Origin of the sequence: Frigidibacter sp. MR17.24 (genome assembly GCF_037095655.1) — a bacterium.
Classification (GTDB): Bacteria; Pseudomonadota; Alphaproteobacteria; order Rhodobacterales; family Rhodobacteraceae; genus Frigidibacter.
In genome coordinates this window covers 57,341-84,088 of record NZ_JBAWKE010000011.1, presented here as the reverse complement: position 1 = coordinate 84,088, position 26,748 = coordinate 57,341, and the positions used below count along the sequence as shown (strand labels likewise).

The 26,748-nt window shown below is 71.7% G+C and carries 23 protein-coding genes; 15 read left to right on the top strand and 8 right to left on the bottom strand.

Annotated elements, in window-relative coordinates:
* Positions 1-11: 11 nt before the first annotated feature.
* The 6 genes from V8J39_RS21205 to V8J39_RS21180 all read left to right on the top strand — a co-directional run bounded on the left by V8J39_RS21205 (position 12) and on the right by V8J39_RS21180 (position 6,498).
* On the top strand, positions 12-671 hold the full coding sequence (locus V8J39_RS21205) for an isochorismatase family protein (RefSeq protein WP_336462972.1): 660 nt from the start codon (positions 12-14) through the stop codon (positions 669-671).
* Positions 664-1,503, top strand: a complete 840-nt coding sequence (locus tag V8J39_RS21200; RefSeq protein WP_336462971.1) for a hypothetical protein — start codon at positions 664-666, stop codon at positions 1,501-1,503. Before V8J39_RS21205 ends, V8J39_RS21200 begins: the two co-directional genes overlap by 8 nt.
* Positions 1,500-2,927: an amidase gene (locus tag V8J39_RS21195; protein ID WP_336462970.1), complete on the top strand. Its 1,428-nt coding sequence runs from the start codon at positions 1,500-1,502 to the stop codon at positions 2,925-2,927. The genes V8J39_RS21200 and V8J39_RS21195 overlap by 4 nt, the downstream gene beginning before the upstream one ends.
* Positions 2,924-4,213 carry an amidase gene (locus V8J39_RS21190; protein WP_336462969.1) on the top strand — a complete coding sequence of 430 codons (1,290 nt, stop codon included), beginning with the start codon at positions 2,924-2,926 and terminating at the stop codon, positions 4,211-4,213. Before V8J39_RS21195 ends, V8J39_RS21190 begins: the two co-directional genes overlap by 4 nt.
* Positions 4,214-4,218: 5 nt before the next feature.
* Positions 4,219-5,298 (top strand): AbrB family transcriptional regulator, encoded by a 1,080-nt coding sequence (locus V8J39_RS21185; RefSeq protein ID WP_336462968.1) that lies wholly within the window; start codon positions 4,219-4,221, stop codon positions 5,296-5,298.
* Positions 5,299-5,403: 105 nt separating this feature from the next.
* Positions 5,404-6,498 carry an NAD(P)-binding domain-containing protein gene (locus tag V8J39_RS21180; protein ID WP_336462967.1) on the top strand — a complete coding sequence of 365 codons (1,095 nt, stop codon included), beginning with the start codon at positions 5,404-5,406 and terminating at the stop codon, positions 6,496-6,498.
* A gap of 5 nt (positions 6,499-6,503) precedes the next feature.
* On the opposite strand, the gene V8J39_RS21175 is transcribed toward V8J39_RS21180, so the two are convergent.
* From V8J39_RS21175 to V8J39_RS21155, 5 genes are read right to left on the bottom strand one after another with little or no spacing between them, the layout of a single operon-like run.
* Positions 6,504-7,250 (bottom strand): maleate cis-trans isomerase family protein, encoded by a 747-nt coding sequence (locus V8J39_RS21175; RefSeq protein WP_336462966.1) that lies wholly within the window; start codon positions 7,248-7,250, stop codon positions 6,504-6,506.
* Positions 7,251-7,258: 8 nt separating this feature from the next.
* The gene (locus V8J39_RS21170; protein ID WP_336462965.1) at positions 7,259-8,074 is read right to left on the bottom strand and encodes an SDR family NAD(P)-dependent oxidoreductase; all 816 of its coding nucleotides are present in this window, start codon (positions 8,072-8,074) and stop codon (positions 7,259-7,261) included.
* The gene (locus V8J39_RS21165) at positions 8,071-8,784 is read right to left on the bottom strand and encodes a GntR family transcriptional regulator (RefSeq protein WP_336462964.1); all 714 of its coding nucleotides are present in this window, start codon (positions 8,782-8,784) and stop codon (positions 8,071-8,073) included. The genes V8J39_RS21170 and V8J39_RS21165 overlap by 4 nt, the downstream gene beginning before the upstream one ends.
* Before the next feature lie 26 nt (positions 8,785-8,810).
* Positions 8,811-9,557: a maleate cis-trans isomerase family protein gene (locus V8J39_RS21160; protein WP_336462963.1), complete on the bottom strand. Its 747-nt coding sequence runs from the start codon at positions 9,555-9,557 to the stop codon at positions 8,811-8,813.
* A 25-nt stretch (positions 9,558-9,582) separates the two neighbouring features.
* Entirely contained in the window at positions 9,583-10,785 is a 1,203-nt protein-coding gene (locus V8J39_RS21155) for an FAD-dependent oxidoreductase (RefSeq protein WP_336462962.1), read from the bottom strand.
* 281 nt (positions 10,786-11,066) lie between these two features.
* On the opposite strand from V8J39_RS21155, the gene V8J39_RS21150 reads away from it, so the two are divergent.
* The 3 genes from V8J39_RS21150 to V8J39_RS21140 all read left to right on the top strand — a co-directional run bounded on the left by V8J39_RS21150 (position 11,067) and on the right by V8J39_RS21140 (position 15,182).
* A complete protein-coding gene (locus V8J39_RS21150) occupies positions 11,067-12,017 on the top strand; it encodes a TAXI family TRAP transporter solute-binding subunit (protein WP_336462961.1) in 951 nt (316 codons plus the stop codon).
* A 190-nt stretch (positions 12,018-12,207) separates the two neighbouring features.
* Positions 12,208-14,118 carry a TRAP transporter permease gene (locus V8J39_RS21145; RefSeq protein WP_336462960.1) on the top strand — a complete coding sequence of 637 codons (1,911 nt, stop codon included), beginning with the start codon at positions 12,208-12,210 and terminating at the stop codon, positions 14,116-14,118.
* Positions 14,115-15,182 carry an AbrB family transcriptional regulator gene (locus V8J39_RS21140; protein ID WP_336462959.1) on the top strand — a complete coding sequence of 356 codons (1,068 nt, stop codon included), beginning with the start codon at positions 14,115-14,117 and terminating at the stop codon, positions 15,180-15,182. The genes V8J39_RS21145 and V8J39_RS21140 overlap by 4 nt, the downstream gene beginning before the upstream one ends.
* A 41-nt stretch (positions 15,183-15,223) precedes the next feature.
* On the opposite strand, the gene V8J39_RS21135 is transcribed toward V8J39_RS21140, so the two are convergent.
* Both V8J39_RS21135 and V8J39_RS21130 read right to left on the bottom strand, forming a co-directional pair.
* The gene (locus tag V8J39_RS21135) at positions 15,224-16,105 is read right to left on the bottom strand and encodes an MBL fold metallo-hydrolase (RefSeq protein ID WP_336462958.1); all 882 of its coding nucleotides are present in this window, start codon (positions 16,103-16,105) and stop codon (positions 15,224-15,226) included.
* A 153-nt stretch (positions 16,106-16,258) separates the two neighbouring features.
* Entirely contained in the window at positions 16,259-17,185 is a 927-nt protein-coding gene (locus V8J39_RS21130) for a LysR substrate-binding domain-containing protein (protein ID WP_336462957.1), read from the bottom strand.
* A 298-nt stretch (positions 17,186-17,483) separates the two neighbouring features.
* Here V8J39_RS21130 and V8J39_RS21125 point away from each other — a divergent pair, with 298 nt between their 5' ends.
* Positions 17,484-18,164, top strand: a complete 681-nt coding sequence (locus V8J39_RS21125) for an isochorismatase family protein (RefSeq protein ID WP_336462956.1) — start codon at positions 17,484-17,486, stop codon at positions 18,162-18,164.
* 18 nt (positions 18,165-18,182) lie between these two features.
* Here V8J39_RS21125 and V8J39_RS21120 read toward each other — a convergent pair whose 3' ends face one another.
* A complete protein-coding gene (locus tag V8J39_RS21120; RefSeq protein ID WP_336462955.1) occupies positions 18,183-19,658 on the bottom strand; it encodes an amidase in 1,476 nt (491 codons plus the stop codon).
* Positions 19,659-19,917: 259 nt separating this feature from the next.
* Here V8J39_RS21120 and V8J39_RS21115 point away from each other — a divergent pair, with 259 nt between their 5' ends.
* The 5 genes from V8J39_RS21115 to V8J39_RS21095 all read left to right on the top strand — a co-directional run bounded on the left by V8J39_RS21115 (position 19,918) and on the right by V8J39_RS21095 (position 26,742).
* A complete protein-coding gene (locus V8J39_RS21115) occupies positions 19,918-21,054 on the top strand; it encodes a M20/M25/M40 family metallo-hydrolase (RefSeq protein WP_336462954.1) in 1,137 nt (378 codons plus the stop codon).
* A gap of 102 nt (positions 21,055-21,156) precedes the next feature.
* Positions 21,157-22,206 carry a phosphotransferase gene (locus V8J39_RS21110; RefSeq protein ID WP_336462953.1) on the top strand — a complete coding sequence of 350 codons (1,050 nt, stop codon included), beginning with the start codon at positions 21,157-21,159 and terminating at the stop codon, positions 22,204-22,206.
* Positions 22,203-23,555 (top strand): aspartate aminotransferase family protein, encoded by a 1,353-nt coding sequence (locus V8J39_RS21105; RefSeq protein ID WP_336462952.1) that lies wholly within the window; start codon positions 22,203-22,205, stop codon positions 23,553-23,555. Before V8J39_RS21110 ends, V8J39_RS21105 begins: the two co-directional genes overlap by 4 nt.
* Before the next feature lie 16 nt (positions 23,556-23,571).
* A complete protein-coding gene (locus V8J39_RS21100; RefSeq protein ID WP_336462951.1) occupies positions 23,572-24,855 on the top strand; it encodes an ArgE/DapE family deacylase in 1,284 nt (427 codons plus the stop codon).
* A gap of 300 nt (positions 24,856-25,155) precedes the next feature.
* Positions 25,156-26,742: an ABC transporter substrate-binding protein gene (locus V8J39_RS21095; RefSeq protein ID WP_336462950.1), complete on the top strand. Its 1,587-nt coding sequence runs from the start codon at positions 25,156-25,158 to the stop codon at positions 26,740-26,742.
* The last annotated feature ends 6 nt before the right edge of the window (positions 26,743-26,748 follow it).

Sequence of the window (26,748 nt, the reverse complement as noted above, 5' to 3'; positions counted from 1 at the left end):
CCGGAGACGACATGGAACTGTCCAACATGACCGCGCGCCAGATGTTCGAGGCCCTCGCCGCGAACCCGCGCCCCCGCTACGGCTTCGGCACCCGCCCGATGCTGATCAACGTCGACATGCAGTGCGCCTATACGCAGCCCGCCGTCTACAAGACCGCCTACGAGACCGATCCCCGCCAGATCGAATACACCAACAGGCTGGCCACCCACGTGCGGGCGATGGGGCTGCCGGTGATCTGGACCTATGTCGCCTTCTCGCCCTCGGGCGACGACTGCGGCGTCTTCGGCACCCGCGGCGACGATGTCGACGCGCTGAAGATGATCAAGATCGGCTCGGACCGCGCCGCGATCGACCCGCGCGCCGAGATCGGGCCCGAGGACGTGCTGCTGAACAAGAAGATGCCCTCGGCCTTCTTCGAGACCCATGTCGACAGCCTCGCGCGGTTCCACAAGATCGACACCGTGATCGTCACCGGCGGCTCGACCTCGGGCTGCGTGCGCGCGACGGTGGTGGACGCGCTGTCGCGCAGCTTCCGCACCATCGTGCCGATCGAATGCGTGGCCGACCTGCACGAAAGCCCCCATTTCGCCAACCTCTACGACATGCACAAGAAATACGCCGACTGCATCGCGGTGCAGGAGGTGTTCGACTGGCTGGAAACCCTTGCGTGACCTGCAAGACCCCCTGCACGACCCGGTGACCGCACCGCCGTTCGAGACCGACGGCACCCTGCCCCTGCCCGACCACCTGGCGGGGGCGGTGATGCTTCTGGGCAGTTTCGACGGGATGCATCGCGGCCACGCGGCGCTGGTCGCCGTGGCCCGCGCCGAGGCGGCGCGCCGGGCGGTGCCGCTGGCGATCCTGCAGTGCGATCCGCATCCGCGGCTGTATTTCGCCGGCCCGTCGCGGTTCCGGATCGCGGCCGGCAGCGCCCGCGACCGGCTGCTGGCCGCGGCGGGGATCGGGCTTGTCTATGCCCCGCGCTTCGACGCGGCCTTCGCGGCGACCCCCGCCGATGCCTTCGTCGACCGCATCCTGCACGACCGGCTGCGCCTTGGCGCCGTCGTCGTCGGCCCCGATTTCCGCTTTGGCCGCGGGCGCGAAGGCACGGTGGCGGGCCTTGTCGCCCGCGCCGGGCGCCACGGCATCGCGGTGCGGGTGCTGGACGAGCAGCGCGCCTGCGGCCGGCGCATCTCGTCCTCGGCGATCCGCGCGGCGATCCGCGACGGCCGGCTGGCCGAGGCGATCGCGCTTCTGGGCCACGGCTGGTCCACCCCGCTGCGCGCCGCGGCGCCCGGCGAGGGCACGCGCTGGCACTTCGCCCCCGACCAGCTGCTGCCGCCCGCCGGGCGCTGGCCGGTCACCGCCCGCGACGGCGCCGGCCGGACGCTGGCACGCACCACGATCGATCTTTGCCCCGACGGCAGCGCCCGCGCCGCGCTGCCGCGCGCGACCGACAGCCTCGACTGGCACGCGCCCCCATCCGACGGAGACCCGAAATGACCGACTACGATGCGCTCGACGCGCTAGGCATGGCCGCGCTGGTGCGCGCGCGCGAGGTCGCGCCCGACCATTTCGTCGCCGAGGCGCGCCGCCGCGCCGCCGCGGTGAACCCGGCGCTGAACGCCGTCGTGCACGACTTCGCGCCGATGGCCGCCCCGGCCGAGGGGACCTTTGCCGGCGTGCCGCTGTGGCTCAAGGACACCGGCGTCGCCATCGCGGGCGAGCCGATCACCTCGGGCACCCGCCTGCACGAGGGGCTGCGCGCCCCGGCCGACAGCACCACCGGCGCGCGCCTGCGCCGGGCGGGCTTCGTGTTCATGGGCCGCACCAACACGCCCGAACTGGCGCTGTCCTTCACCACCGAGGGCGATTTCCACGGACCCTGCCGCAATCCCTGGGACCTGTCGCGCACGCCTGGCGGCTCGTCCGGCGGGGCGGCGGCGCTGGTGGCGGCCGGGGTGGCGCCGCTGACGCAGGCCTCGGACGGGGCCGGGTCGATCCGGGTGCCCTGCGCCCATACCGGCACCTTCGGGTTCAAGCCCACGCGGCTGCGCACCCCCGCCGGCCCGGCGCAGGCCGAGGGCATGGCCGGGATGGCCACGCTGCACGGCATCTCGCGCTCGGTGCGCGACAGCGCGGCGCTTCTCGACGCCGTGCACGGGCCCGACATCGGCGATCCCTGGGCCTGCCCGGGAAGCAACCCGGCGCCGGCGGGGCGGTTTCTCGCCGCCGTCGCGCGCCCGCCGGGGCGGCTCAGGATCGGGATGCAGACGACCGGCCCCGACGGCTTCCCGCTGGCGCCCGAGGTCGTCGCCGCGACCGAGGAGGCCGCGCGGCTGCTGGCCGATCTCGGCCACGAGGTCGAGCCCGCCACCCCCGCCTATGACACCGAGGCGCTGCGCGCGGCCTGGTTCACCGTCGCCGCCGTCAACGTCGCCCGGGGCGTGAAGGGCCTGGCCGCCGCGCGCGGCATCGCCGACCCGCTGGCGCTGCTCGAGCCGGTGAACGCGGACTGGGTCCGCCGCTCGGCCGCGATCTCGGGCGAGGACTACCTTGGCGCGGTGCAGGCGCTGCACGCGACCTCGCGCGCGATGGGGGCCTTCTTCGCGCGCCACGACATCTACCTGTCGCCGGTCACCGCCGAGGTGGCGCCGCCGCTTGGCACGCTGGCCGGCGCCGGCATGGGGCCCGAACAGTTCTTCCACCGGTTCTGGTCGCATGCGCCGCTGACGGCGGTGTTCAACGCCTCGGGCTGCCCGGCGATGTCGGTGCCGCTGCACTGGACCCCGGCCGGGCTGCCGGTCGGCATCCATTTCGGCGCCGCGCAGGGCGCCGAGGACCTTCTGTTCTCGCTCGCGGGTCAGCTCGAGGCCGCGCGCCCCTGGGCCGCCCGCCGTCCCGCCCTGGAAAGTCTTGCCGCATGACCCGCTTCGATCCCGCCACCGCCACCGCCCGGGCCATCGCCGCCGCGGTCCGTGCCGGAACCCTCGCCCCCGAGACGGTCTGCGAGGCCTATCTCGACCGGATCGCGGCGCGCGAGCCCGACCTGCGGGCCTTCGCCCATCTCGACCCCGCCCGCGCCCGGGCCGAGGCCGCGACCCGGCGCGACGGCCTGCTGGCCGGGGTGCCGATCGGCGTGAAGGACGTGCTCGACACCGGCGACATGCCCACCGGCTACGGGTCGCGCGCCTATGGCGGCGTGCGGCCGGCGCGCGACGCGGGCGTGGTCCACATCGTGCGCCGCGCGGGCGCGGTCGCGATCGGCAAGACGGTGACCACAGAATTCGCCACCGCCGCGCCGGGCGCGACGACGAACCCGTTCGATGCCGCGCGCACGCCGGGCGGATCGTCCTCGGGCTCGGCCGCGGGGCTGGGCGCGGGGCTGTTCCCGCTCGCCTTCGGCACCCAGACCTCGGGCTCGACGGTGCGGCCGGCCTCGTTCTGCGGGGTCGTGGGCTACAAGGCGTCGCGCGGGGTGATCGACCGCACCGGGGTCAAGCCGCTGGCCGAAAGCCTCGACGTGGTCGGCCTGATGGCCCGCGACAGCCGCGACTGCGCGCTGCTCGCCGCGGCGGCGATGCGCCGGCCCGAGCTGCTGCCTGCCGATGACGCGCCGGCGCTGCCCCGGATCGGGCTGTTCGCGCCGCCGGACCCGGACGTGCCGTCCGATGTGGCGATCGCGGTGCTGGACCGGGCGGCGGGCCTCCTCGGCCGGGTCGAGACCCGCACCGCGCCGGCCTGGTGGCAGGGCCTCGGCCCCGCGCAGTCCGACGTCTTCGCCTGGGAGGGTTCGGCCTGCCTCGCGCCCGAGCGCGACCTGCACTGGGACAGCCTGCACCCGGCGACCCATGTCTTCCTGCGCGCGCAGGACGGCATCACCTTCGCCCGCTGGCAGGCCGGGATCGCGGCGCGCGACGCGGCGCTCGCCGATCTCGACGCGCTGTTCGGCGGGTGCGACCTGCTGATCACCCAGGCCGCCCCGGGCGAGGCGCCGCGCGGCCTCGGCTCGACCGGGCAGGCCGCCTACAACATCCGCTGGACGCTGCTCGGGACCCCGTCTCTCAGCCTGCCGGCGGGCCTCGGGCCCGAAGGGATGCCGGTCGGGATCCAGGTCGTGGCCCGCCCGGGGGCGGATGCGCAGCTTCTCGCGCTTGCCCCCGCCCTCGAGGACGCGCTACGGAGGGCCGGGCTGCCGTCGCGGCCGGAATGACATCCATGATCCAGACTGCCTTCCTGCCCTGGCCTCGGATCGGTCAGTGGGCGATGCTGCTTGGCGGCGGCGCCGCGCTGGCGCGGGTGTTCGAGATCGCCCATGTCCCGGCCGCGCTGATGCTGGGCCCGATCCTGTTCGGCGCGGTGATGGCGCTGCGCGGCGCCACGATCCGCATCGGCCGGGCGCCGCACCAGTTCGGGCAGGCGATCGCCGGCGTGCTGATCGCGCTGAACCTCGACCCCGCCGTGCTGGGCCGCACGCTCGAGATCTGGCCGACGGTCATCGCCTTCGTGGTGCTGACGCTGACCCTGGCCTGTGTCGTCGGGCTGGTCGCGGCGCGGCTGACGCGGCTTGACCGCGACGTGACGGTCTGGGGCTTCCTGCCCGGGATGGCGGGCACGATGATCGCCATGGCGCACGAGCGCGGCGTCGACAGCCGCATGGTGGCCTTCATCCAGATCCTGCGCCTGCTGATGGTGATCGCGACGATGATCGGCGTCGGCGCGGTGCTGGTGGGCGGGGCGCAGCCGCACGACGCGGGCGCCCCGCCGCCCGATGTCGTCTCGACCCTGATCGCGGCGGCGATGGGCGCGGTCGGGATCCTGACGGCGCGGTTCGCGCCGATGATCCCCGCCGGCGCCTCGCTGGTGCCGCTGCTGGTGGCAAGCCTGCTGTGGCTGAACGGCATCAACATCGCCGCGCCGCACTGGCTGGTGGCCCTGGCCTACCTGTTCCTCGGCGCGCAGGTCGGGCTGCGCTTCACGCCCGACCTGATGCGCAGCGGGGCGCGGGCGGTGCCGATGCTGGTGGTTTCGGTCGTGCTGCTGCTGGTGCTGTGCGCGGCCTCGGGCGCGGCGCTGTCGCTGATCGCCGGGGTCGACCTGATGAGCGGGATGCTTGCCACGGTGCCGGGATCGATCGACTCGATCGCGCTGATCGCGCTGTCGACCGGCAGCGACATCTCGTTCATCATGTCGCTGCAGACGGTGCGGCTGTTCGCGGTGGTGCTGCTGGGACCGCCGATGGCGCGGGCGCTGCTGCACCTGTGCCGCCGGCTGCAGCCGGCCACCGCGCGCCCCTGAGCCTCCCACCGGCGCTCCCCCGGTCTTCCCCCGGTCAGGCACTCTTGCGCCGGCGGGGGCGCGCGCCTACCTCGACCGGGCAGCCGCCAGACAGGATGCCCGACCGTGACGGCCCCGCGCGCAATTCCCAAGCTGAAGGTCGTCGTGATCGGCGGCGGACAGGCCGGCCTGTCGGCGGGGCACTACCTGCAGGCGGCGGGGCTGGCGGGCGATCGCGACTTCACCATCCTCGACCGTGCGCCGGGCCCCGGCGGCGCCTGGCAGTTCCGCTGGCCCTCGCTGACGCTGAGCACCGTGAACGGCGTGCACGACCTGCCGGGCGGGCTGTCGCTGGCCGAGGTCGCCCCGCCCGCGGCCGCGGGCGAGGTCCGCGCCTCCGAGGCGATCCCGCGCTATTTCGGCGCCTACGAGGATCGCCACCGCCTGCCGGTGCACCGCCCGGTCACGGTGCGGTCGGTCACCCGCCAGGGCCGCCGCTTCCGGCTTGAGACCGATCGCGGGCCGCTGGCCGCCGAGGGCATCATCAACGCGACCGGCACCTGGGACGCGCCGAACCGGCCCGCCTATCCCGGCGCCGGGCGGTTCCGCGGCCGCCAGATCCACGCCCGCGACTACCGCACCGCCGACAGCTTCGCCGGGCAGGCGGTGATCGTGGTCGGGGCCGGGATCTCGGCGGTGCAGATCCTCGAGGAGATCTCGCGCGTGGCGCAGGTGACCTGGGTCAGCCGCAGCCAGCCACTGTTCCACGAGGGGCCGTTCACCCCGGCGCATGGCCGCGCCGCGGTCGCGCGGGTCGAGCGGCGGGTGCGCGCGGGGCTGCCGCCGGGATCGCTCGTCTCGGCCACCGGGCTGCCACCCTCGCCCGCGATCGCGGCGGCGCGGGCGCGCGGGATCCTCGTGCCGCAGCCGATGTTCGAGCGGCTGACCGAAGACGGGGTGGCCTGGCCCGACGGTCGCCGCCAGCGCGCCGATGCGATCGTCTGGGCCACGGGCTTTGGCAATGCGCTCGACCATCTCGCGCCGCTGGGGCTGGTCAACGACCGCGGTGGGATCGAGATGACCGGGCGGCTCGCGACGCAGGTCGCGGCCGAGCCGCGGCTGCATCTGGTGGGATACGGCCCCTCGGCCTCGACGATCGGCGCGACCCGCGCCGGGCGCGCGGCGGTCGAGGAGCTTTTGCGCAGGCTGGCCGCGGACTGATCCCGTCAGGCGCCGCGCAGCAGCCGACCGCCGATGCCGATCCCCGCCCGGCCGCCCGGCGTATGGCCAAGGCAGGCCCAGAGCGTCGCGGTGTTCGAGCTGATCACCGGCACGCCCAGATCCTGCTCGAGCGTGTCGATCAGCGGCAGGCTGGGGAAATCGGTGCAGGTGATCAGCAGTGCCTCGCTGCCTGGCACGAAGGTGTCGGCCACCAGCGCGCGGATGCGCTCGATCGGGGTCTGCGCGATCAGCGGGAATTCCGACGCGCCGCCGGCGCCGATCCCGAGGCCGGCGATGGCCAGCACCTCGATCCCGTGCGCGGCCAGGAATTCGACCTCGTGGGCGTTGGTCTTCCGCGCATAGGGCGTGACGACCGAGATCCGCGCCGCGCCCAGCGCGCGCAGGGCGCGCACGATGGAATCGGCCGTCGTCACCACCGGCAGGCCGCAGCGCGCGGTCATCTCGGCGCCGAGCGTCTCGGACGGCACCAGCATCGAGCCCGCGGTGCAGGCATAGGCGACGACGTCGGGCTTCATCGGCGCCAGCATCGCCACCGTCGCGTCGAGGTCGTCCTTCAGCGCGGCGCGGCCCGCGGGGCTGGTGGTGTCGGTGTGCAGCGCCATGCGCTGGCTGTGCGCCGTCGCGCCCTCGGGCAGGATCCGCGCCCATTCGGCCTCGTTCACCGTGTTGGTCGGCGGCACGATCAGCCCGATGCGGGCACGGGTGGAATAGGTCGACAGCGGGCGGGTCATGGCGGGTCTCACAGGATCGCGGGGCGGGGAACGGGCGGGCAGGCGGCCGCGGGCGGGGGATCGCCGGGATCGGGCCAGAACCGGCCGATGAACCGCCGCCCCGTGGTCCCGTCGGACCATGGGCCGCACAGCCACACGATCCCGGCCGCCATCACCGCGGGCGACAGCAGGTTGCCATCGGCCCCGCGCCGGTCGGGCCCCGGCGGCAGCAGGTCGGTATCGGCGGCGCCGCCCGGCAGGAAGACGTTGCAGGTCACGCCGGTGCCCTGAAGATCCTGCGCCCAGATGCGGCTCGCCGCCTCGAGCGCGGCCTTCGACGGGCCGTAGGGCGCATAACCCCGCCGCACCATCGTCACGTCCGAGGTCGAGATGTTGACGATCTTGCCCGCGCCGCGCGCCACCATGCCGGGTGCCGCGGCCCGCGCCATGTGGAAGGCGCCGTTGACATTGGTCGCGACGATGCGCTGCCAGGCGGCCGGGTCGGCCTGCCAGAAGGGCGCGGGCTCGGTGGTGAACCGCTCCGAGATCAGGCGCATCCCGAGGCCCGCGTTGTTGACCAGCGCCGTCAGCGGCCCGAGCGCGGCCTCGGCCGCCGCCACCGCTGCGGCGCAGGCGGCGGCATCGGCGACATCGAAGCCATGGGTCGAGACCGCGCCCGCCCCCGCCGCCCGGGCCTCGGCCGCCACGGCGTCGAGCGTGGCGCCGCCGGTCGCGCCGCAGAGCGCGAGCCGCGCGCCCTGCCCCGCCAGTGCCAGCGCCATCGCCCGGCCCAGCCCGCGGCTGGCGCCGGTCAGCATCACCACGCCCTGCGACAGCGCGCTCACGGTCGCGGCCCGGGGGCGGCGGGCAGCGGGCAGACGCGGGGCCGCGTCGACAGGATGTGCCCGCGCATCGCCATCTCGGCCCAGTCGGGATTGCCGGCGGCCACCGCGCGCAGGATCTCGCGGTGCTGGTCGTTCGACGCGCGGATGCTCAGCGGCTGGCCCATGACGAAGCGCTTGATCATCGCCACCGGCGCCGCCACCACCGGGCGCATCATGATCCGGATCTGGGTCGAGTGGCAGGCCTCGATCAGCACGTCGTGGAACTGGCCGTTCAGCCGCAGGAACTGCTCGGTCGCGGCGTCGTGGTCGGCAAGGTCGATCGCGTCCATCGCCGCGATCAGCCCGGCCAGGCGGTCGATCTCGGGCGCGGTGATGCGCTCGGCCGCGACGCGGGCGGCATAACCCTCGATCCGGGCGCGCATGTCGAACATCACCATGATCTCGGAGATCGAGAAATCGGCGACGTAGCGGTGGCGGTTCTCTTCGGTCGCCAGCCCCTCGGCCACCAGCCGCCGCAGCGCCTCGCGCACCGGGGTGCGCGAGGTGCCGGTCATCTCGCACAGGGTCTCCTCGCGCAGGTGGCTGCGCGGGGGCAGGTCGTGCGACAGGATCGCGGCGCGGATCCCCAGGTAGGCGCGCACCGCCGCCCGGGCCGAGGGGTCGGCCTCGGCGCCCGGATCCGCCGGCGGCGTCATCGCGTCACGTGTCATGGCTTCCCCTCCCCCGCCGGCCGCGCTCAGAAGTGCGACATCAGCTTGCCGAAGCCCTGCACCTTGTCGGTGATCCCGGCGGTGCGCAACGCGTGCCAGTAGGTCGCCGTGTTGATCGCGATCACCGGCTTGTCGAGCCAGAACTCGGCCATCGCCGCGACGCGGGCCATGGCAAGGTTGGTGCCGGCCTGGATCACGGCATCGACGCCAAGCTCGTTCATCTCGATGATCGCGTCGCGCAGGGTCTGCGGCGTCTCGTGCGCGATCAGCATCGGGCCCTTGCACTTCAGGCCCTTCACGCCCGCGACCTCGTAGCCGCAGTCCTCGAAGAACTTCGTCACCATGTCGTCGCCGATCGGCATGTAGGGGGTGACAATGCCGATGCGCCGGATGTTGCCATAGGCCTCGAGCGCGGCGCGGCAGGCGTCGGAGCCCATGGTCACCGGCACGCCGGCGCGGTCCTCGACCTGGCCCTTGAGCGTGTCGGCGCGGCTCTTGCCGTCCCAGAACGTCTCGGCCGACATGCCCATGATCACCGCCTGCGGCTCGCAGGTCATGACGCTGTCGATCGCTTCCATGGTCTTGGCGCGGATGCGCATCACCAGCTCGTTGAAATCGGCGTCGCTAGCGACGGGATCGTTCGGGATCACGATGCGCGAGAAGTGGTTGGTCACGCCCACCGGGCGCAGATCGTCGAATTCGGGCTGCACGGACGTGTTGGTCGAGGGGGCGATCACCCCGAACTTCATGCGGTAGCCGAGCGAGTCGGTCATCGGGTCTTCTCCGGTTCAGAAAGGGTCAGGCGACGGCGTCGAGGTCGCGCAGCGACTGGATCATCGAGGCCTTCAGCAGGTGGGCGCGATGCTTGGCGCGGTCGGCGACGATGCCGCGCAGCTCGTCGTGATAGGCGGCGCGGGCGGCGGGGTCCTTTTCCGACATCATCTTGCGGTTGCGCAGGGTCGTGGCCTGCACCGTGTCGAGCGCGACCTTGCGGCGCTGCCGCTCGTAGCGGCCCAGCGTCTCGGCCGGCGCGCCGGCCAGCACGGCGATCAGCTTGTCGGTGAGGTTGAGCGCATCGTGGATGCCGCCGTTCATCCCCATCCCGCCCAGCGGATTGTTGAGATGCGCGGCATCCCCCGCCAGGAAGACCCGGCCGTGGACATAGGCCTCGGCCACGCGCTCGTGCACGCGGTAGGCGGTGGCGTGGACGATCTCGTAGCGGCCGGGCTTGGCCTGGATGCCCTGCAGCCGGCGCTCGATCGTCTCGGGATCGCGGATCTGCTCGTCCGACAGCGTGGCGTCGGTCGGCAGCAGCACCCGCCACAGGCTTGGCGTGCGCAGCAGCACGTTCCATTCGTCGGGATCCGAGACATAGGCGATCGGCGCAAGGTCGGGGATCACCGTCCCGAAGTCGAAGGTGGTCGAGACCGACAGGAAGATCTCGGGGATGGTCTGGCCGTCGAACTTCACGCCCAGCTGCTTGCGGATCGGGCTGTGCGCGCCGTCGGCCGCGATCAGGTAGCGGCCGCGGATCTCGCCCGGCGCGCCCGCGGGATCGGCGAAGGTGACGGTCACACCGGTCTCGTCCTGGACGAAGCCAGTCACCGTGTGGCCATAGCGCAGGTCGATGCCGCCGGCCTGCGCGAAATCCTCGCGCAGCATGTCCGACATCTTCCACTGCTCGCATTGCAGGCGGAACGGATAGGCGGTGTCGTCCGACAGCACGCCCAGATCGAAGGTCGCGACGACCCCGGTGTCGCGGTCGCGATACTGCCAGTGCGGGCAGACGAGGCCCTTTTCCACCAGCCGGTCGGCGATGCCGAACTTGGCCAGCATGTCGAGCGTCGGCGGGTGGAAGGTCGAGGCGCGCAGGTCGCGCGGCACGTCGGTCGTGCGTTCAAGCATCACCACGGGCACGCCGGCCCTGGAAAGGTTGGCCGCGGCGATCAGGCCGACGGGCCCGGCGCCGGAAATGATGACTGGAGCCTCGGGGCTGCCCATCTGCTGTCCTCGCAGTTTGTATCCAAGTCTGTTTGTGCCCAACGCCGGGATGGCAGAGCAATCAAGTTTTCCTCACCCTGTCCGCCACCACCCACCAGCCCGGCCCGGCATCGATTTCCCGAATTTTTCCCAGCGCACACAGCAAATCCGGCAAAGCGGAGGGGCCGATACACCTTGCCAGAGAAAAACTCATGGCAGGATCGGTGCGGAACTGTGCCAATGTTCAAGCACAAGAGATGTATACAAATATCGCCCAAAACAACGGCAACCGGGAGTAAAAGATGATCAACTTGACCAGGCTTGCACTGGCGGGCGCCGTGGCGTTCGGGCTGGCCGGGGCCGCCGGCGCGCAGACCGTCGCGCTGGGCACCACCTCGGGCGGCTCGACCGGCCAGGTCGGCACCGCGATCGCCAATGTCGCGACCCAGGCGGGCGAGATCCGCGTGATCCCGCAGGAAACCGCCAACACCGCCCAGTACATCCCGATGGTGGACCAGGGCCGGACCGAGTTCGGGATCGCGAACTATCCGCAGACCTATTTCGCCGTCACCGGCACCGGCATGTCGGCGGGCATGCCCGCGCCGAACCTGATGATGGTCGCCTCGCTGATGGACTTCACGTCGGGGATGCTGGTGCTGAAGGCATCGGGGATCGCTTCGGTCGCCGACCTCAAGGGCCACAAGGTGCCGCGCTTCCCCGACAACTCGCTGGGCGATCTGGTGATCCGCGCGGTCCTGGCCACCGCCGACCTGACCTATGACGACGTGACCCAGGTGCCGACCGCGAATTTTCCGGCGATGTTCGACGGGCTCAAGGACGGCTCGCTCGACACCTCGATCGCCACGGCCGGCGCGGCGCATGTGATGGACATCAAGGCCTCGGCCGGCGACGTGACGTTCCTGTCGCTCGACGGCCCCGAGGACGAGGCGAAGATGGACGCGGTGCTGCCCGGCACGCGGCTGTTCGACATCACCGGCATGCAGGCCGAGGGCGTCGAGGGGCCGACGAAGATCTTCGGCTACGACTACATGCTGTTCACCAACAAGGACACGCCCGACGCGGTGGTGACCGCGATGGTCAAGGCCCTGTACGAGGGCAAGGCCGCGCTCGATGCCACCGGCCCGCTGTGGGAAAGCTTCGCGCCCGAGCGCATGGGCCGCTCGAAGGGGCTGCCCTATCACCCCGCGGCGATCGCCTTCTACCAGGCGCAGGGCGTGCCGGTCGCGGAGTGACGCGCTGACAGGGTCGCGCGCGGGCCGCCTCTCCCCGGGCCCGCGCGCGGCCGCCTTTTCCCGACGACCCCGAAGATGATGGCTCAGGAGCTCCCCATGAGACTGTCCGCCGACAGCNCCGCCTCTCCCCGGGCCCCCCCGCGGCCGCCTTTTCCCGACGACCCCGAAGATGATGGCTCAGGAGCTCCCCATGAGACTGTCCGCCGACAGCCCCGCGATCACCGCCACCACCGCGCTGTTCGGCGCCGCGATCCCCGCCCTCGCGCTGGCCTGGGTGCTGAAGCTGCCGATGCGGATGGGGCTTCTGGTCTTTCCCGAACAGGTGGCCGCGCTGATGCTGGCGCTGTCGCTGGCGGCGGTCTACCTCAAGACGCTGGGGCGCGCGCAGCTGCCGGCGCTGGCCGACCTGCTGGGCGCGGCGCTGTCGCTGGTGCTGGGGGTCTGGGTCTTCGCCCGCTTCCAGGTGCTGTCAGAACAGGCCATGTTCCACCAGGCCGAGGCGCTGTGGCTGGGCGTGCTGGTCGTGGCGCTGGTGCTGGACGGGCTGCGCCGGGTGATCGGCTGGACGCTGATCGGCATCTTCGCGCTGTTCATCGCCTATGCGCTCTGGGGCGATCACCTGCCCGGCGCGATCGCGGGGCGGGCGATGTCGCTGACCGAGGTGCTGCAGTACCTGTCCTCGGACAGCTCGGCCACCTGGGGCAGCTCGCTGCAGGTCGCGGCCTATGTCGTGGTGATCTTCGTGCTGTTCGGCGGCTTCCTCCTGGCCGTCGGCGGCGGCGAGTTCTTCACCCAGCTGTCGATGCGCGTCTCGGGCAAGGGTCCGGGCGCCACCGCCAAGATCGCCGTCACCGCCTCGGGCCTCTTCGGCTCGATCTCGGGCTCGGCGGTGTCGAACGTGATGTCGACCGGCGTGATGACGATCCCGATGATGATCCGCTCGGGCATCAGGCCCGCGCAGGCCGGCGCGATCGAGGCCGTGGCCTCGACCGGGGGCCAGCTGATGCCGCCGGTGATGGGCGCGGCCGCCTTCCTGATGGCCGAGATCCTGCAGGTCTCGTACCGCGAGATCCTGGTCGCGGCGCTGCTGCCGGCGCTGATCTACTATCTGTCGGTCTACATCCAGATCGACTTCCTGTCGCGTCGCGACGGCACCGGCTCGCTGGTGGGCGAGCGGCGCGAGGTGATGGGGCGGATCCTGCTGCACGGCTGGCCGACGCTGCTGGGCTTCGTGGTGCTGCTGGGCGGGATCTTCGGGCTGAACCTGCAGGCCGAGGTCGCGGCGACCTGGACGATCTTCGCGCTGGTCGCAGCCGCGGTGGCGGCCCATGCCCTGCGCCCGGGCATGCCGGGGGCGCTGTCGCCCGCGGCGGTGTGGCGCACCTTCTGGCAGGTGGGGTCGAGCACGGCCGACGTGCTGCTGGTCACCGCCGCCGCCGGCATGATCGTGGGCATCCTGTCGGTGACGGGGCTTGGCTTCTCGATGTCGATCCTGCTGCTGGACCTTGGCGGGACCTCGATGTTCGGTATGCTGGTGGTGACGGCGCTGGTCGCGGTGGTGCTGGGGCTCGGGCTGCCGACGACGGCGGTCTACCTGCTGCTGGCCTCGCTCGCGGCGCCGGCGCTGGTGCAGGCCGGGATCCAGCCGATCGCGGCGCACATGTTCGTCTTCTACTACGGCATGCTGTCGATGATCACGCCGCCGATCGCGCTTGCGGCCTTCGCCGCCGCGACGATCTCGGGCGCGGGGCAGGTGCGCACCGGGCTCGAGGCCTTCCGCGTCGGCTGGGTCGCCTATTTCCTGCCGTTCCTGTTCATCTACAAGCCCGGCCTGCTGATGGAGGGCGGCGCGCTCGACATCGCCTATGTCGCCGTCAGCTCGACCGCCTCGCTGGTGCTGGTCGCGGGCGGGATCATCGGCTTCGGCTTCCGCCCGATCCGCGGACCGCTGCGGCTGCTGTGGGCCGCGACCGGGATGCTGACGATCGCGCCGCTGTCCGAGGCGTCGATGGCGCTTGAACTCGCGGTCACGGCCTTCGGGCTGGCGCTTCTGGCGCAGCACTTCCTGCTGCGGCCGCGCGACGGGCGGGTGCCTGCGTGAGCCTTCGCCGACCGGGCCGCCGACCGGGCCGCCGGCCCGCGCATTGGCTGGCGCTGGCGGCGCTCGGGCTTGCCTGCACCGCCGCGCTCGGGGCGGTGGGCGCGCCCTCGGCGCTGCTGCTGGGGCCGATCGCGGCCGGGATGGCCTTCGGGCTGCGCGGGATCGCGCTGCGCTTCGCGCCGGTGCCGCGCGCCGCGGCGCAGGGCGTCACCGGCGTGCTGATCGCGCAAAGCCTGCGACCCGACACCTTCGCCCAGCTCTCGACGCTCTGGCCCGCCGCGGTCTCGGTCGTGGGGGTGACGCTGCTGTCGGCGATCGCCGCGGGGGTGATGATCGGGCGGATGGGCGCGATCGACCGCGAGGAGGCGATCTGGGGCTTCCTGCCCGGGATGGCCGGCGCGGTGATCGCGATGAGCGAGGCGCGCAATCTCGATGCCCGCGCCGTCGCCATCGTGCAGGTGATCCGGCTGATCGTGGTGATCCTTGGCATGTCCGGGCTGGCCGCCGTGCTGGGCGGCGCCGGGGCCACGGGCGGCGCGGCCGCGGCGGCGCCGCCGCTGGCGGCGATGCTGGTCGCGCTGGGGCTGGTGGCGCTGGCGCCGCTGGCCGACCGCTTCGCCCGGATGATCCCCGCCGCCTCGATGATGGTGCCGATGATGGCGGGCGTCGCGCTGAAGACCGCGGGCCTGCCGATCGCGCTGCCCCATGGCGTGATCGCGCTCGCGTATTTCGTGATCGGTGCCGGTGTCGGCCTGGGGTTCGACCGCGCGCTGCTGGCGCGGGCGGGCCGCGCGCTGCCGGCGCTGGTGGCGGCGGCGGCGGCGCTGGTCACCTTGGGCGCGACGATGGGCGCGGGGCTGGGGATGCTGTTCGGGCTCGACCCGCTGAGCGGCGTGCTGTCGGCGGTGCCGGGCAGCATCGACGCTGTGGCCGCCATCGGCTATTCCAGCCATGTCGACCTGTCCTTCGTGATGACGCTGCAGGTGTTCCGTCTGTTCGCCGTCGTCCTGTTCGGCCCCCCCCTTGCCAGCTTCGCCGCGCGGCGCTTCGCCCGCCCCGCCTGAGCCCGCCCCGCCTGACACGGAAGCGGCGCCGGGGGGCGGACCTAGAGCCAGTCGGGCACGAACCCCTCGTCCGCCCGCGTGACCCGCGCGCCGAGCGCGCCGCGGAAATGGCCCGGGAACAGCATCAGCCCAAGATCCGCCGCCCGCGACAGCAGCGCCCGCCGCGTCGCCACCGCCTGCGCCGGATCATGACAGAAGCGGCTGGTCCAGTCCGGCAGCAGCATCTGCACCGGCGAATGGATCGCGTCGCCGCAGAACACCGCGCCACCCTCGGCGCAGGTGATCTCCAGCCCGATCTGCCCCGGCGAGTGCCCGGCAAGGTCTCGGATCACCAGCCCCTCGATCGCCGCCTCGCCGGGCGAGAGGCGCTCGAGGCAGCCGGCCTCGAGCAGCGGCGCCACGCTGTCGGCCCAGGCGCCGTGGTTGGCCGCGCCCGGCGCCGCGGCCTCCTGCGCCTGCCAGTGCGCGAATTCCGCCGCGCCGCAGATGTAGCGCGCCTTGGGGAAGGTCGGCACCCAGCGCCCGTCGACCAGCCGCGTGTTCCAGCCGACGTGATCGGCATGCAGGTGGGTGCACAGGACGATGTCGACATCCTCGGGCCGCAGCCCCTCGCGCGCCAGCGCCTCGAGATAGCCCGAGGCCTTGCGGTTGTGCCAGTCCGCCCGGCGCGGACGCGGCTTGCACTCGCCCACGCAGGTGTCGATCAGGATCACGAGGCCGTCGCGGCGCACCAGCAGGCTGTGGACGCCCAACAGCACCTCGGCGGTGTCGAAATCGACATGGTCGCCCGCCAGCAGCGCCCGGTGCGGCGCGAGCATGCCCGCGTCGGCGCCCGGGAACAGGAAATCCAGCGCCAGCGCGAATCGCGGCAGGTCGGTGATCCGCGTCACCGTCATCCCGCCCGCCTCGAAATGGTCCGTCATCGCCCTGCCCCGTGCCTGCCCGTGCAATCCTCGATCAGGTGTCGCATGGGCCGGCCCCGGGCGCGAGCCGGGGCGGTGCGACGGGGCCAGAGAAAATCTCATGCCGCACCACCGGCCCGCGGGCACGGCAGCGCGGCGGCCAAGCAGCGGACATCAGGCGTCGGCAGGTTCCGGGGCGGGCGCGGCCAGCCGGATCAGCCAGTCGCGGAAGCTTTGCAGCAGCGGCCCGTTGCCCGGGCGGTGCGGGGTCATCAGGTAATAGGGGCTGCGGCGCGGATGCGCCTCGCCCACGCGCACCAGCTCTCCGGCCGCGAGCGCCTGCGCCACCAGCAGCGAGCGCCCGAGGATCACCCCCACCCCCGCCCGCGCCGCGTCGATCGCGGTGCTGGCCTGGTTGAAGCGCGGCCCGTGCATCACGCCGCGCCGCGCGATCCCGCAATCGCCAAGGTATTCCTCCCAGTCGCACTGGTTCGGCTCGAACCCGGTGGCGCGACGGTCGACATGGACCAGCGGCGCCCGCGCCAGGATCTGCCCGGCATCGCCGTCGAACCGCGCCGCCAGCGCGGGCGCGCAGACCGGGAAGATGTCCTCTTCCACCCAGGGCTCGATCCGGCAGTCGAGGTCGCTTTTCCAGTTGCAGATCCGCACGTCGCAGTCGCGCGCCTCGGCCTCGGCCCGGGTGACGAAGGTCGTCAGGTCCAGGTCCACGTCCGGCTCGATCTCGAGAAACCGCGAGATCCGCGGCACCAGCCACAGCGAGGCGACCGAGGCCGAGCTGGCGATCGACAGCCGGCGATGGGTCTCGGGCGGGACGGCCTCGCCGAAGGCCTGCACCGCCTCGTCGATCAGGTCGAGCGCGCGGGTGAAGCACGACATGTGTGCCGCCGCCGCCTCGGTCGGCACGATGCGGTTGTTGCGCCGCGCGAACAGCTCGACCTGCAGGAAGTCCTCGAGGATGCGGATCTGGTGGCTGACCGCCGTCGGGGTCACGCACAGCTCGTCGGCGGCCTTGACCACCGAGGCGTTGCGCGCGGCGGCCTCGAAGGCCCGGATGGCGTTCAGCGGAACGCGTCTGCGCATCGCGGAATACTCCTCACTCCTCCCGGAACGGCTCCCCTGCCCGCAGTCCTGCCAGCCCGCGCCGGCCGCGCCCATGCCCCGCGCGACAGCGCCCGCAGGCCGCCGCCGCAGGCGGTGAAATCTGTGCAGCGCGCGGGCGCTGCGGCGCTTTTCCGGGCAGTTCGCGCACCCGTGCCCCGGCGCGATTCGACACGATCGCGCGCGCCGGGCTGACGTTTTCTCAGCCCCGCCCGGATGGCGCGCGCGCGCCCGCGCAGGCAAGGTCCGCCCCAGGCATTTCCCCCGGAAGGACGAGACGATGACGACCCGCGCTTGGGACAGGTTCATGACCGAGGACGACCGCAAGGTCTTCGCCAATGGCGCGCTTCGCAGCCCGCGCGGGCCGGGCCGGGTCAACGCGCTTCTGGTCATCGACATGCAGGTCACCGCCTGCGGCGAGGACCGCCCGATCGCCGAGCAGCTCGACCGCTTCCCCGGGTCTTGCGGGCCCCATGCCTGGGCGGCGATCCCGGTTCAGCAGCGGCTTCTGGCCGCGGCGCGGGCCGCGGGCGTGCCGGTGATCTATTCCAAGCATGTCTTCCACGGCTACACCGGCCTTGCGAAAGCCGGATCGGGCGTCTTCGCCGCGACCGACCCGCGGTCCGAGATCGAGGCCGCGGTGGCGATGCAGCCCGGCGACATCCTGATCGAGAAGCAGACGCCCTCGTGCTTCGTCGCGACGAACCTGCCGCTGATCCTGGCCGAGCTTGGCGTCGACGGGCTGGTGGTGGTCGGCAACTCGACCTCGGGCTGCGTGCGCGCGACCTGCGTCGACGGCGAGGCGATGGGCTACCGGATGAGCGTCGTCGAACAGGGCGTGTTCGACCGCATCGAGATGAGCCACGCCGCCTCGCTCTTCGACATGCAGTTCAAGATCTGCGACGTGATCGACGAGGCGGCGGCGCTGGCGATCCTGGCCCGGCGGGCGCAGGCGGCCTGACGGCCGCCCGGGCCGGCGTCAGTCGCGAGTGACGTGGACGGCGGGCAGCGCGCCGCCGTTCCAGCGCCCGCCCAGCGCGCGCTCGACCTGCGCGGCAAGCTGCAGCAGCAGCCCGTCGCCGCCCTGCGCGGCATGGGCCTGGATCCCCAGCGGCAGGCCGTTGGCGTGTTTGGCCAGCGGCATCGACAGGCCCGGCGTGCCGCAGAGGTTGTCGAGCGGGGTATAGGCGAAGAACCCCCACAGGTTGCCGAACCAGTCCAGCGCCGAGGGATTGTCGGTCGTCGTGAGGTATTCCGTCGTGCCGATCGGCGGCGTCTCGCGCGCGGTGGTGGGCGTCAGGATGATGTCCCAGTCCTGATAGAAGGCACCGAAGGCCCGGGCGGTGGCGTTGAAGTCCAGCTGCATGTCGGCGCGCTGGGAATAGCCCGCGTCCAGCCCCTGCTCCCAGATCCGGATGTTCATCGGCTCGACCAGGTCGGCGGGCGGCGCGTCGAGCCCCTTGGCGGCCAGCAGCCCGCGCACGGTCTGGGCGAAGTTGGTGATGTAGCAGGTGGTCTGCGCGGCATAGGCGCGCGCGAAGTCGACGGGGGGCACCACCGCCTCGACATGGTGGCCAAGCGATTGCAGGAACTCGCCCGCGCGCACCAGTTCCGCCGCGATGTGCGGCGTGGCGCTGTAGGGGCCCCATTCGTGCGACAGCGCGATTTTGAGCGGCTTCGGGTCGCGCTCGACCAGCGACAGGTAGGGCTCGTCGGGCTGCCAGAACGGCATGAACTCGCCCGGCGCGCCGCCGCGGCAGGCGTCGAAGAAGGCCGCGCTGTCGCGCACGCTGCGCGTCAGGCAGCCCTGCGACGAGACGACCGAGGCGAAGTCGGACCCGTAGGGCGAGATCGAGAACACCCCGCGCGACGGCTTCAGGCCCAGCACGCCGCAGCAGCCCGCGGGAATGCGGATCGAGCCGCCGCCGTCGGACCCATGCGCCATCGGCACGGCGCCCGCGCCCGTCATCACCCCCGCCCCGGCCGACGAGCCGCAGCTGGTGAAGCCGGTGTCCCAGGGGTTGCGGGTGACGTACATCGTCGGGTTCTCGGCCGAGGAGCAGCAGCCGAACTCGGGCGTGGTGCTGCGCCCGATGATGTTCAGCCCGGCGGCCTTCATCTTCGACACGAGGAAGCTGTCCGCGGCTGGCCGGTTGCCCTTCATCAGGTGCGAGCCCTGCTCCTGCAGCCGCCCGCCCAGCGTCGGCCCGAGGTCCTTGAGCAGGAACGGCAGCCCGGCGAAGATCCCGGCCGGATCGGCGCCGTTCACGCCCGGGTCGGCCACGGCATCGTCAAAGACCTCGACCACGCCGCACAGCGCGGGGTTCACCTTCGCGATCGCCGCCGCGGCCTGCGCGGCGACCTCGGCCGCGGTGATCTCTCCCGCGCGCATCAGCCCCGCAAGGCCGACGCCGTCCTGCGCCGCCCAGTCTTCCCAGCTCATCACTTGCGACATGTTCTTTCCGTCCCGTGTTGCGGCCAGCCGTCCGTGCGCGGCGGGCCTGCCCCGATCCTAGGCCCGACGCTAGGCCCGCCCCTCCCGCTGTCAATCGCACCGCCCGCCGTCGCGCCGCGATGCCCAATCGCGCGGCAGTTTTCCGCAATCGCGCCGGAAGCTGCCCGAGTCCTGCGCGCAGGATTGACGCCAATCGTCATTTTGACTTCTCTGGCAGGGCGCCGACGGCGCCCCCTGCCCGAACCGGAGCGCTGACCGCATGACCCTGCCCGACCTGCCCTTCGACGCCACCGCCATCCTCGCGGGCCTGCGCCCGTGGATCGAATGCGAAAGCCCCACCTACGACCCGGCGGCGGTCGCGCGGATGATGGAGCTGGTGGCCTTCGACTGCGCAGCGCTCGGCGCCACGGTCGAGATGATCCCGGGCCGGATGGGCTGCGGCCCCTCGGTGCGCGCGCGTGTCCCCCACCCCGACATGGGCAAGCCCGGCATCCTCGTGTCGGGGCACATGGACACGGTGCACCCGGTCGGAACGCTTGCCCGCAACCCGTTCCGCATCGAGGGCGAGCGCGCCTTCGGCCCCGGCATCCAGGACATGAAATCGGGCAACTACATCGCGCTCGAGGCGATGCGGCAGATCCTGCGCGCGGGCCTGCGGACCCCGCTGCCGGTGACCTTCCTCTTCACCCCCGACGAAGAGATCGGCTCTCCCGCCACCCGCGCGCTGATCGAGGCCGAGGCGCTGGCGAACCGCTATTTCCTGTGCCCCGAGCCCGCGCATGCCAACAACGCGGTGACCACCGGCCGCTTCGCCATCGCGCGCTACGAGATCACGGCCTCGGGCCGCCCCAGCCACGCGGGCGCCGACGTGAAGGGGGGCGTCTCGGCCGTGCGCGAACTTGCGCACCGGATCATCGAGATCGAGGCGATGACCTCGGACAGCTGCACCTTCTCGTGCAACGACGTCACCTCGGGCAAGTGGGTGAACTGCGTGCCCAGCTTCGCGCGCGCTCAGGTGCTGTCGATGGCCAAGGAACAGGCCGACCTCGACGCCGGCACCGCGAAGATGCTCGCGCTTGCGGGCACCCGCAACGGCGTCGCCTTCACCGTCGAGACCACGGTGGTGCGCCCGGTGTGGAACAACGGCCAGCCCGAGACCATGGCGCTTTACGAGATCGCGAAGGGCCTCGCGGCCGAGATCGGGATGGAGCTTCCCTGCGTGTCGTCGGGCGGCGGGTCGGACGCGAATTTCTCGGGCGCGCTGCGGGTGCCGTCGCTGTGCTCGCTCGGCGTCGCGGGCGCGGGGCTGCACACGCTTGACGAACATGTCGACATTCCCAGCATCGTGCCGCGCACCCGGCTGCTGGCGGGGCTGTTCATGACCCTGTCCGCCTGATCCACACGACCACGCGCCCGCGGCCCGCGCCGCGCGCCCGACCACCAGCAAGGACCACCGACCATTCCGCTTCCCACGCCCCCCATCGCCCCTGCCGTCGACATGGGCTCGCTCTCGACACCCTTCACCTCGGTCACGGCCGACGAGGCGGCCGCGATCGCGCGCGACCTCTATGGCGTGACCGGCGACTTCCGCCGCTTTGCCAGCGAACAGGACGACACCTTCCGCATCCTGTCGCCCGACGGCGCAGGCTATGTCCTGAAGATCGCCAACCCCGGCGAGCGGGCCGACGAGCTGGACCTGCAGGTCCGCACCCTGCGCCACATCGCCGCCGCCGACCCCGCGCTGCCGGTGCCGCGGGTCTTCGACACCCGCGACGGCCAGCTGCTGCCGGTGATCGCCGCGGGGCCCGGCGCGGGCCGCTTCGTGCGGCTCTACAGCTTCCTCGACGGCACCGTGCTCGACACCACCGCGACCCTGCCCGACGAACTGCCCGAGATCGGCACCACGCTGGCGCGGCTGCGCCTCGCGCTCGCGGGGTTCGAGCATCGCGGCGCCGACCGGGTGCTGGCCTGGGACATCCGCCGCCTGCCCGGTCTCGCCGGGCTTCTGGCGGATGTCGAGGACCCGGCGCACCGCCGCCGGCTCGAGGCCGCCTTCGACCGCTTCAGCGATCTCTTCCCGCGGATCGAGGCGCTGCCGCGGCAGGTGCTGCACAACGATTTCAGCCGCTCGAACCTCGTCGTGGACCGCACGGGGCCGGCGCGGCTGTCGGGGATCATCGACTTCGGCGACGTGGTGAAGACCGCGATCGCCATCGACGTCTCGACGGCGATGCTGAACTGGCTGCCGCGCGACCAGGCGACGAACCCGCGCGACGACATCCTCGACGACGGCAAGCGCATCCTCGCGGCCTATCTGCGCACGGCCAGCCTCGGCGACGACGAGATGGCCCTGTTGCCGCATCTGGTGATGGGGCGGGCGGTGACGCGCGGGCTGATCTCGCTCTGGCGCGCGCGGACCTTCCCCGACAACCGCACCTACATCCTTCGCAACACCGAGCAGGGCTGGGCCCAGCTCGACTGGTTCCTCGCCCGCAGCGCCGACGCGCTGTCCGAGGACTTCCTGACCTTCAAGGAGACGACCCGATGACCGCCCCGATCGCCACGCGCGGCAAGATGGTGAACGCCTTCAACCCCGACAGCCTCGCCGCGCTCGACCCCGGCCGCCGCGCCGCGATCGAGCGCCGCCAGCGCCTGCTCGGGCCCGCCTACCGGCTGTTCTACCAGGACCCGGTCGAAGTGCGCGAGGGTCGCGGCACCCGGCTGTTCGACAGCCAGGGCAACGAATATCTCGACGCCTACAACAACGTCGTCTCGATCGGGCATTGCCACCCGAAGGTGATCGAGGCGGTGACCCGGCAGATGTCGACGCTGTGCACCCATACCCGCTACATCCAGGACGGCATCCTCGACTATGCCGCGGCGATGCTGCCGACCTATGGCGGCCGGATCGCGGCCGGCGGGCACATGATGTTCACCTGCACCGGCTCCGAGGCGAACGACCTCGCGATGCGGATCGCCAAGCACGCGACCGGCCGGCACGGGATCATCATCACCGAGGAGGCCTATCACGGCAACTCGGACCTGACCGCCAGCTTCTCGGCCTCGCTGGGCGAGGCCTCGCCGCTCGGGCAGTGGGTGCGCACCGTGCCCGCGCCCGACAGCTATCGCCGCGACCCCGACGCGCTGGGCCAGCAGATGGCCGAGGCGGTGACGAAACAGGCCTGGCATCTGAAGCGCAACGGCGACGGCCTTGCCGCCTTCATCGTCGACAGCCTGTTCTCGTCGGACGGGATCTATGCCACCCCGGGCGTGCTGAAACCGGTGATCGAGGCGGTGCACGCCGCCGGCGGCCTCTTCGTCGCCGACGAGGTGCAGTCGGGCTTCGGGCGGTCGGGCGACGCCTTCTGGGGCTTCCAGCGCCACGGCATCGACCCCGACATCGTCACCATGGGCAAGCCGATGGGCAACGGCTATCCGGTCGCAGGCCTCGCCGTCGTGCCCGAGATCGTCGAACGCTTCGGCCGCGACACCCGCTATTTCAACACCTTCGGCGGCAACGGCGTCGCGATGGCCGCGGCGATGGCGGTGCTGAACGTGATCCGGGACGAGGATCTTCAGGCCAATGCCAAAGCGATGGGCGCGCAGATCCAGGCCGGGATCGCGGCCATGGCCGAGCGCTTCCCCGCCATCGGCGACGTGCGCGGCGCAGGGCTCTACATCGGGGTCGAGATGGTCGCCGACCGCGCGGCGCGGACGCCGGACGCGGCCCTCGCCACCGCCATCGTCAACGGGCTGCGCGCGCGGCGCGTGCTGATCTCGGCCACCGGCCCCGCGGGCAACGTGCTGAAGATCCGCCCGCCGATCACCTTCACCCAGCCCGATGTCGACTGGCTGCTCGCGGCCCTGGCCGAGGTCCTCGCCGACACCTGCCCCTGACCCCCGGAGACTGCCCATGACGCTGACGCCAGAACTTCGCGACCGCATCCTCGCCTCGGTCGAGGCGGGATTCGACGACCAGATCGCCTATCTGCAACGGCTCGTGGGCTTCGCCTCGCAGCGCGGCGAGGAATTCGCGATCCAGGACTTCATCTTCCGCGACTATGCCGCGCGCGGGCTGAAGATGGACCGGTTCGAGATGGACGAGGCCGCGCTGACCGCGCACGAGGGCGGCGCGCCGTTCTCGGCGCGCCATTCCCGCGCGCCGATCGTCGTGGGCCTGCACCATCCCCGCGACGAGACCGGGCGCTCGCTGATCCTGCAGCACCATCTCGACGTGGTCCCGGTCGGCCCGCGCGAGATGTGGGAGCATGACCCCTACGGCGGCGAGATCGAGGGCGACTGGATGTACGGGCGCGGCGCGGGCGACATGAAGGCCGGCGCCGCGGCCAATGTCTTCGCGCTCGAGGCGCTGCGCCGCATCGGGCTGCAGCCGGCCGCCACCGTCTGCCTGCAGTCGGTGGTGGAAGAGGAATCGACCGGCAACGGCGCGTTGCAGACCTTCCTGCGCGGCTATACCGCCGACGCCGCGCTGATCCCCGAACCCGAGGACGAGAAGCTCGCCCGCGCCAATCTGGGCGTGCTGTGGTTCGAGGTCATGGTCCGCGGCATCCCCGTGCACGTGCGCGAGATGGGCGAGGGCGCGAACGCGATCGACGCCGCCTACCGCCTGATCGGCGCCCTGCGCGAGATCGAGACGAAATGGAACGCCGAGGCCTCCGCCCATCCCGAATGCGACGGCATCGACCACCCGGTGAACCTCAACATCGGGCTGATCGAGGGCGGCGACTGGGGGTCGTCGGTGCCGGCCTGGTGCCGGTTCCAGGTGCGGATCTCGATCTATGCCGCCGACAAGGCGCAGGCGAAGCTGGCCGAGATCATCGACCACGCCATGGCCTTCGCCCGCGCCGACAGCTTCCTGAACCAGAACCCGCCGGTCTTCACCCAGAACGGCTTCAATTCGGAAGGCTACATCCTCGCCCCCGGCTCGGAGGCCGAGCAGACGCTGGAACGCGCGCACGAGACCGCCTTCGCGGCGCCGCTCGAAAGCTTCACCACCGCTGCCTATCTCGATGCCCGGGTCTACGCGCTCTACAACCGGATCCCGACGCTCTGCTACGGGCCGAAGGCGCGCGGCATCCACGGATTCGACGAGGCGGTCAGCCTGTCGTCGCTGAAGAAGGTCACGCAATCTATGGCGCTGTTCATCGCCGATTGGTGCGGAACCGAGAACATTTGAACGCAAACGGCCCTCACCGCCAGGCAGAGGGCCCGCCCCCGGGCGGGTCCGGCCCGCCCCGGGGCGCCGGCTCAGCATAAAGTTTGTATTGCGCTTAGTTAATAAGCATGCCGAACCATCTTCAACTGACTGATAAATAACGACGAATATCAATTTCTAGGCAGGGTGGACCGAAAGGTCGAAAAATCCCCCGCCGTGCCGACTGCGGCGTTGCCATGCGAAAAATCCGGCGCGTATCCTCGCGGAAGATGATTGACGTCAATCGTCCTTGTCTTCCCCACCAGACCGAGGATCCGAAGAATGTTTCCCAGACGTTTCGCTTCCAGCCTGCTGAAGACCACGCTGCTTTCGCTCGCTCTGGGCACCTCGGGCCTGGCGGCCCAGGCCCAGACGATCACCGCCGTGATGCACGCGCCGCTGCGCGCCGTCGATGTCCAGATCTCGACCGCCTACATCCTGCGCAACTACGGCTACATGGTCTATGACACGCTGCTGGCGCGCAACGCCTCGGGCGAGGTCAAGCCGCAGATGGCCGACTGGACCGTCTCGGACGACGGCAAGACCTATACCTTCACCCTGCGCGACGGGCTGAAGTTTCACGACGGCAAGCCGGTGACCACCGCCGATGCCATCGCCTCGATCAAGCGATGGGCCCAGGTCGACAAGACCGGCCAGGTGATGATGACGCTGACCTCCGAGATCGCGGCCGTCGACGACAAGTCGTTCACGATGACCTTCTCGGAACCGACGGGCATCGCGCTGCTGGCGCTGTCCAAGCCCTCGGGCCTGCCGCCGTTCATCCTGCCCGCCGACGTCGCCGCGACCCCGGTCGCCACCCCGATCACCTCGACCATCGGCTCGGGCCCGTTCCGGCTGGTGCCCGAGTCGTTCCAGCCCGGCGTCTCGGCCACCTTCGAGAAGTTCGCCGATTACGTGCCGCGCGACGAACCCGCCGACGGGCTTGCCGGCGGCAAGGTCGTGAAGGTCGACAAGGTCGTCTGGACCTCGATGCCCGACCCGATGACCGGCATCAACGCGCTGATGTCGGGCGAGATCGACTATATCGAGCAGACCGCGCAGGACCTGCTGCCGCTGATCGAGGGCAATCCCGACATCAAGACCGGCACCTATGCCAAGCAGGGCAGCCAGAACCTCGCGCGGATGAACCACAAGCTGCCGCCCTTCGACAATCCGAAGATCCGCCAGGCGGTGATCCTCGCGCTCGGCCAGCAGCCGATGCTGGATGCCCAGGTCGGCGCGGGCTCGCCCAATGCCTCGACCTGCGCCGCGGTCTACGGCTGCACCTCGCTCTACAAGACCGATTACGCCGCCGACAAGATCATCGAGTCGCACCCGGCCGAGGCGAAGGCCCTGCTGGACGAGGCCGGCTATGACGGCAGCCCGATCTTCCTGATGCACGCGACCGACATCCCCAGCCTGAACGCGCAGGGGCCGGTGCTGGCGCAGCAGCTGCGCGACGCGGGCTTCAACGTCAACATGGTGTCGATGGACTGGGCGAGCGTCGTGGCCCGTCGTGCCTCGAAGGCGCCGGTGGCCGACGGCGGCTGGAACATGTTCTCGACCACCAACGTGCTGCCCGACGTCGGCGACGCGATCGGCTTCATCGGCGCGGCCGCCGGCGGCGACGCGGCCTGGTTCGGCTGGCCCGACGTCCCGGCGATCGAGGAGCGGCGCATGGCGATCGCCCGCACCGCCGACCTTGACGAGCAGAAGAAGCTTGCGCTGGAGATCGACCAGCTGGTGATCGACAACGGCGTCATGGTGCCGATGGGCGAGTTCTACAACGTCGCCGCCTGGTCCTCGGCGGTCACGCCGCAGATGGACGCCGAGGCGCCGATCTTCTGGAACATGGAAAAGGCCGAGTGATCCGAC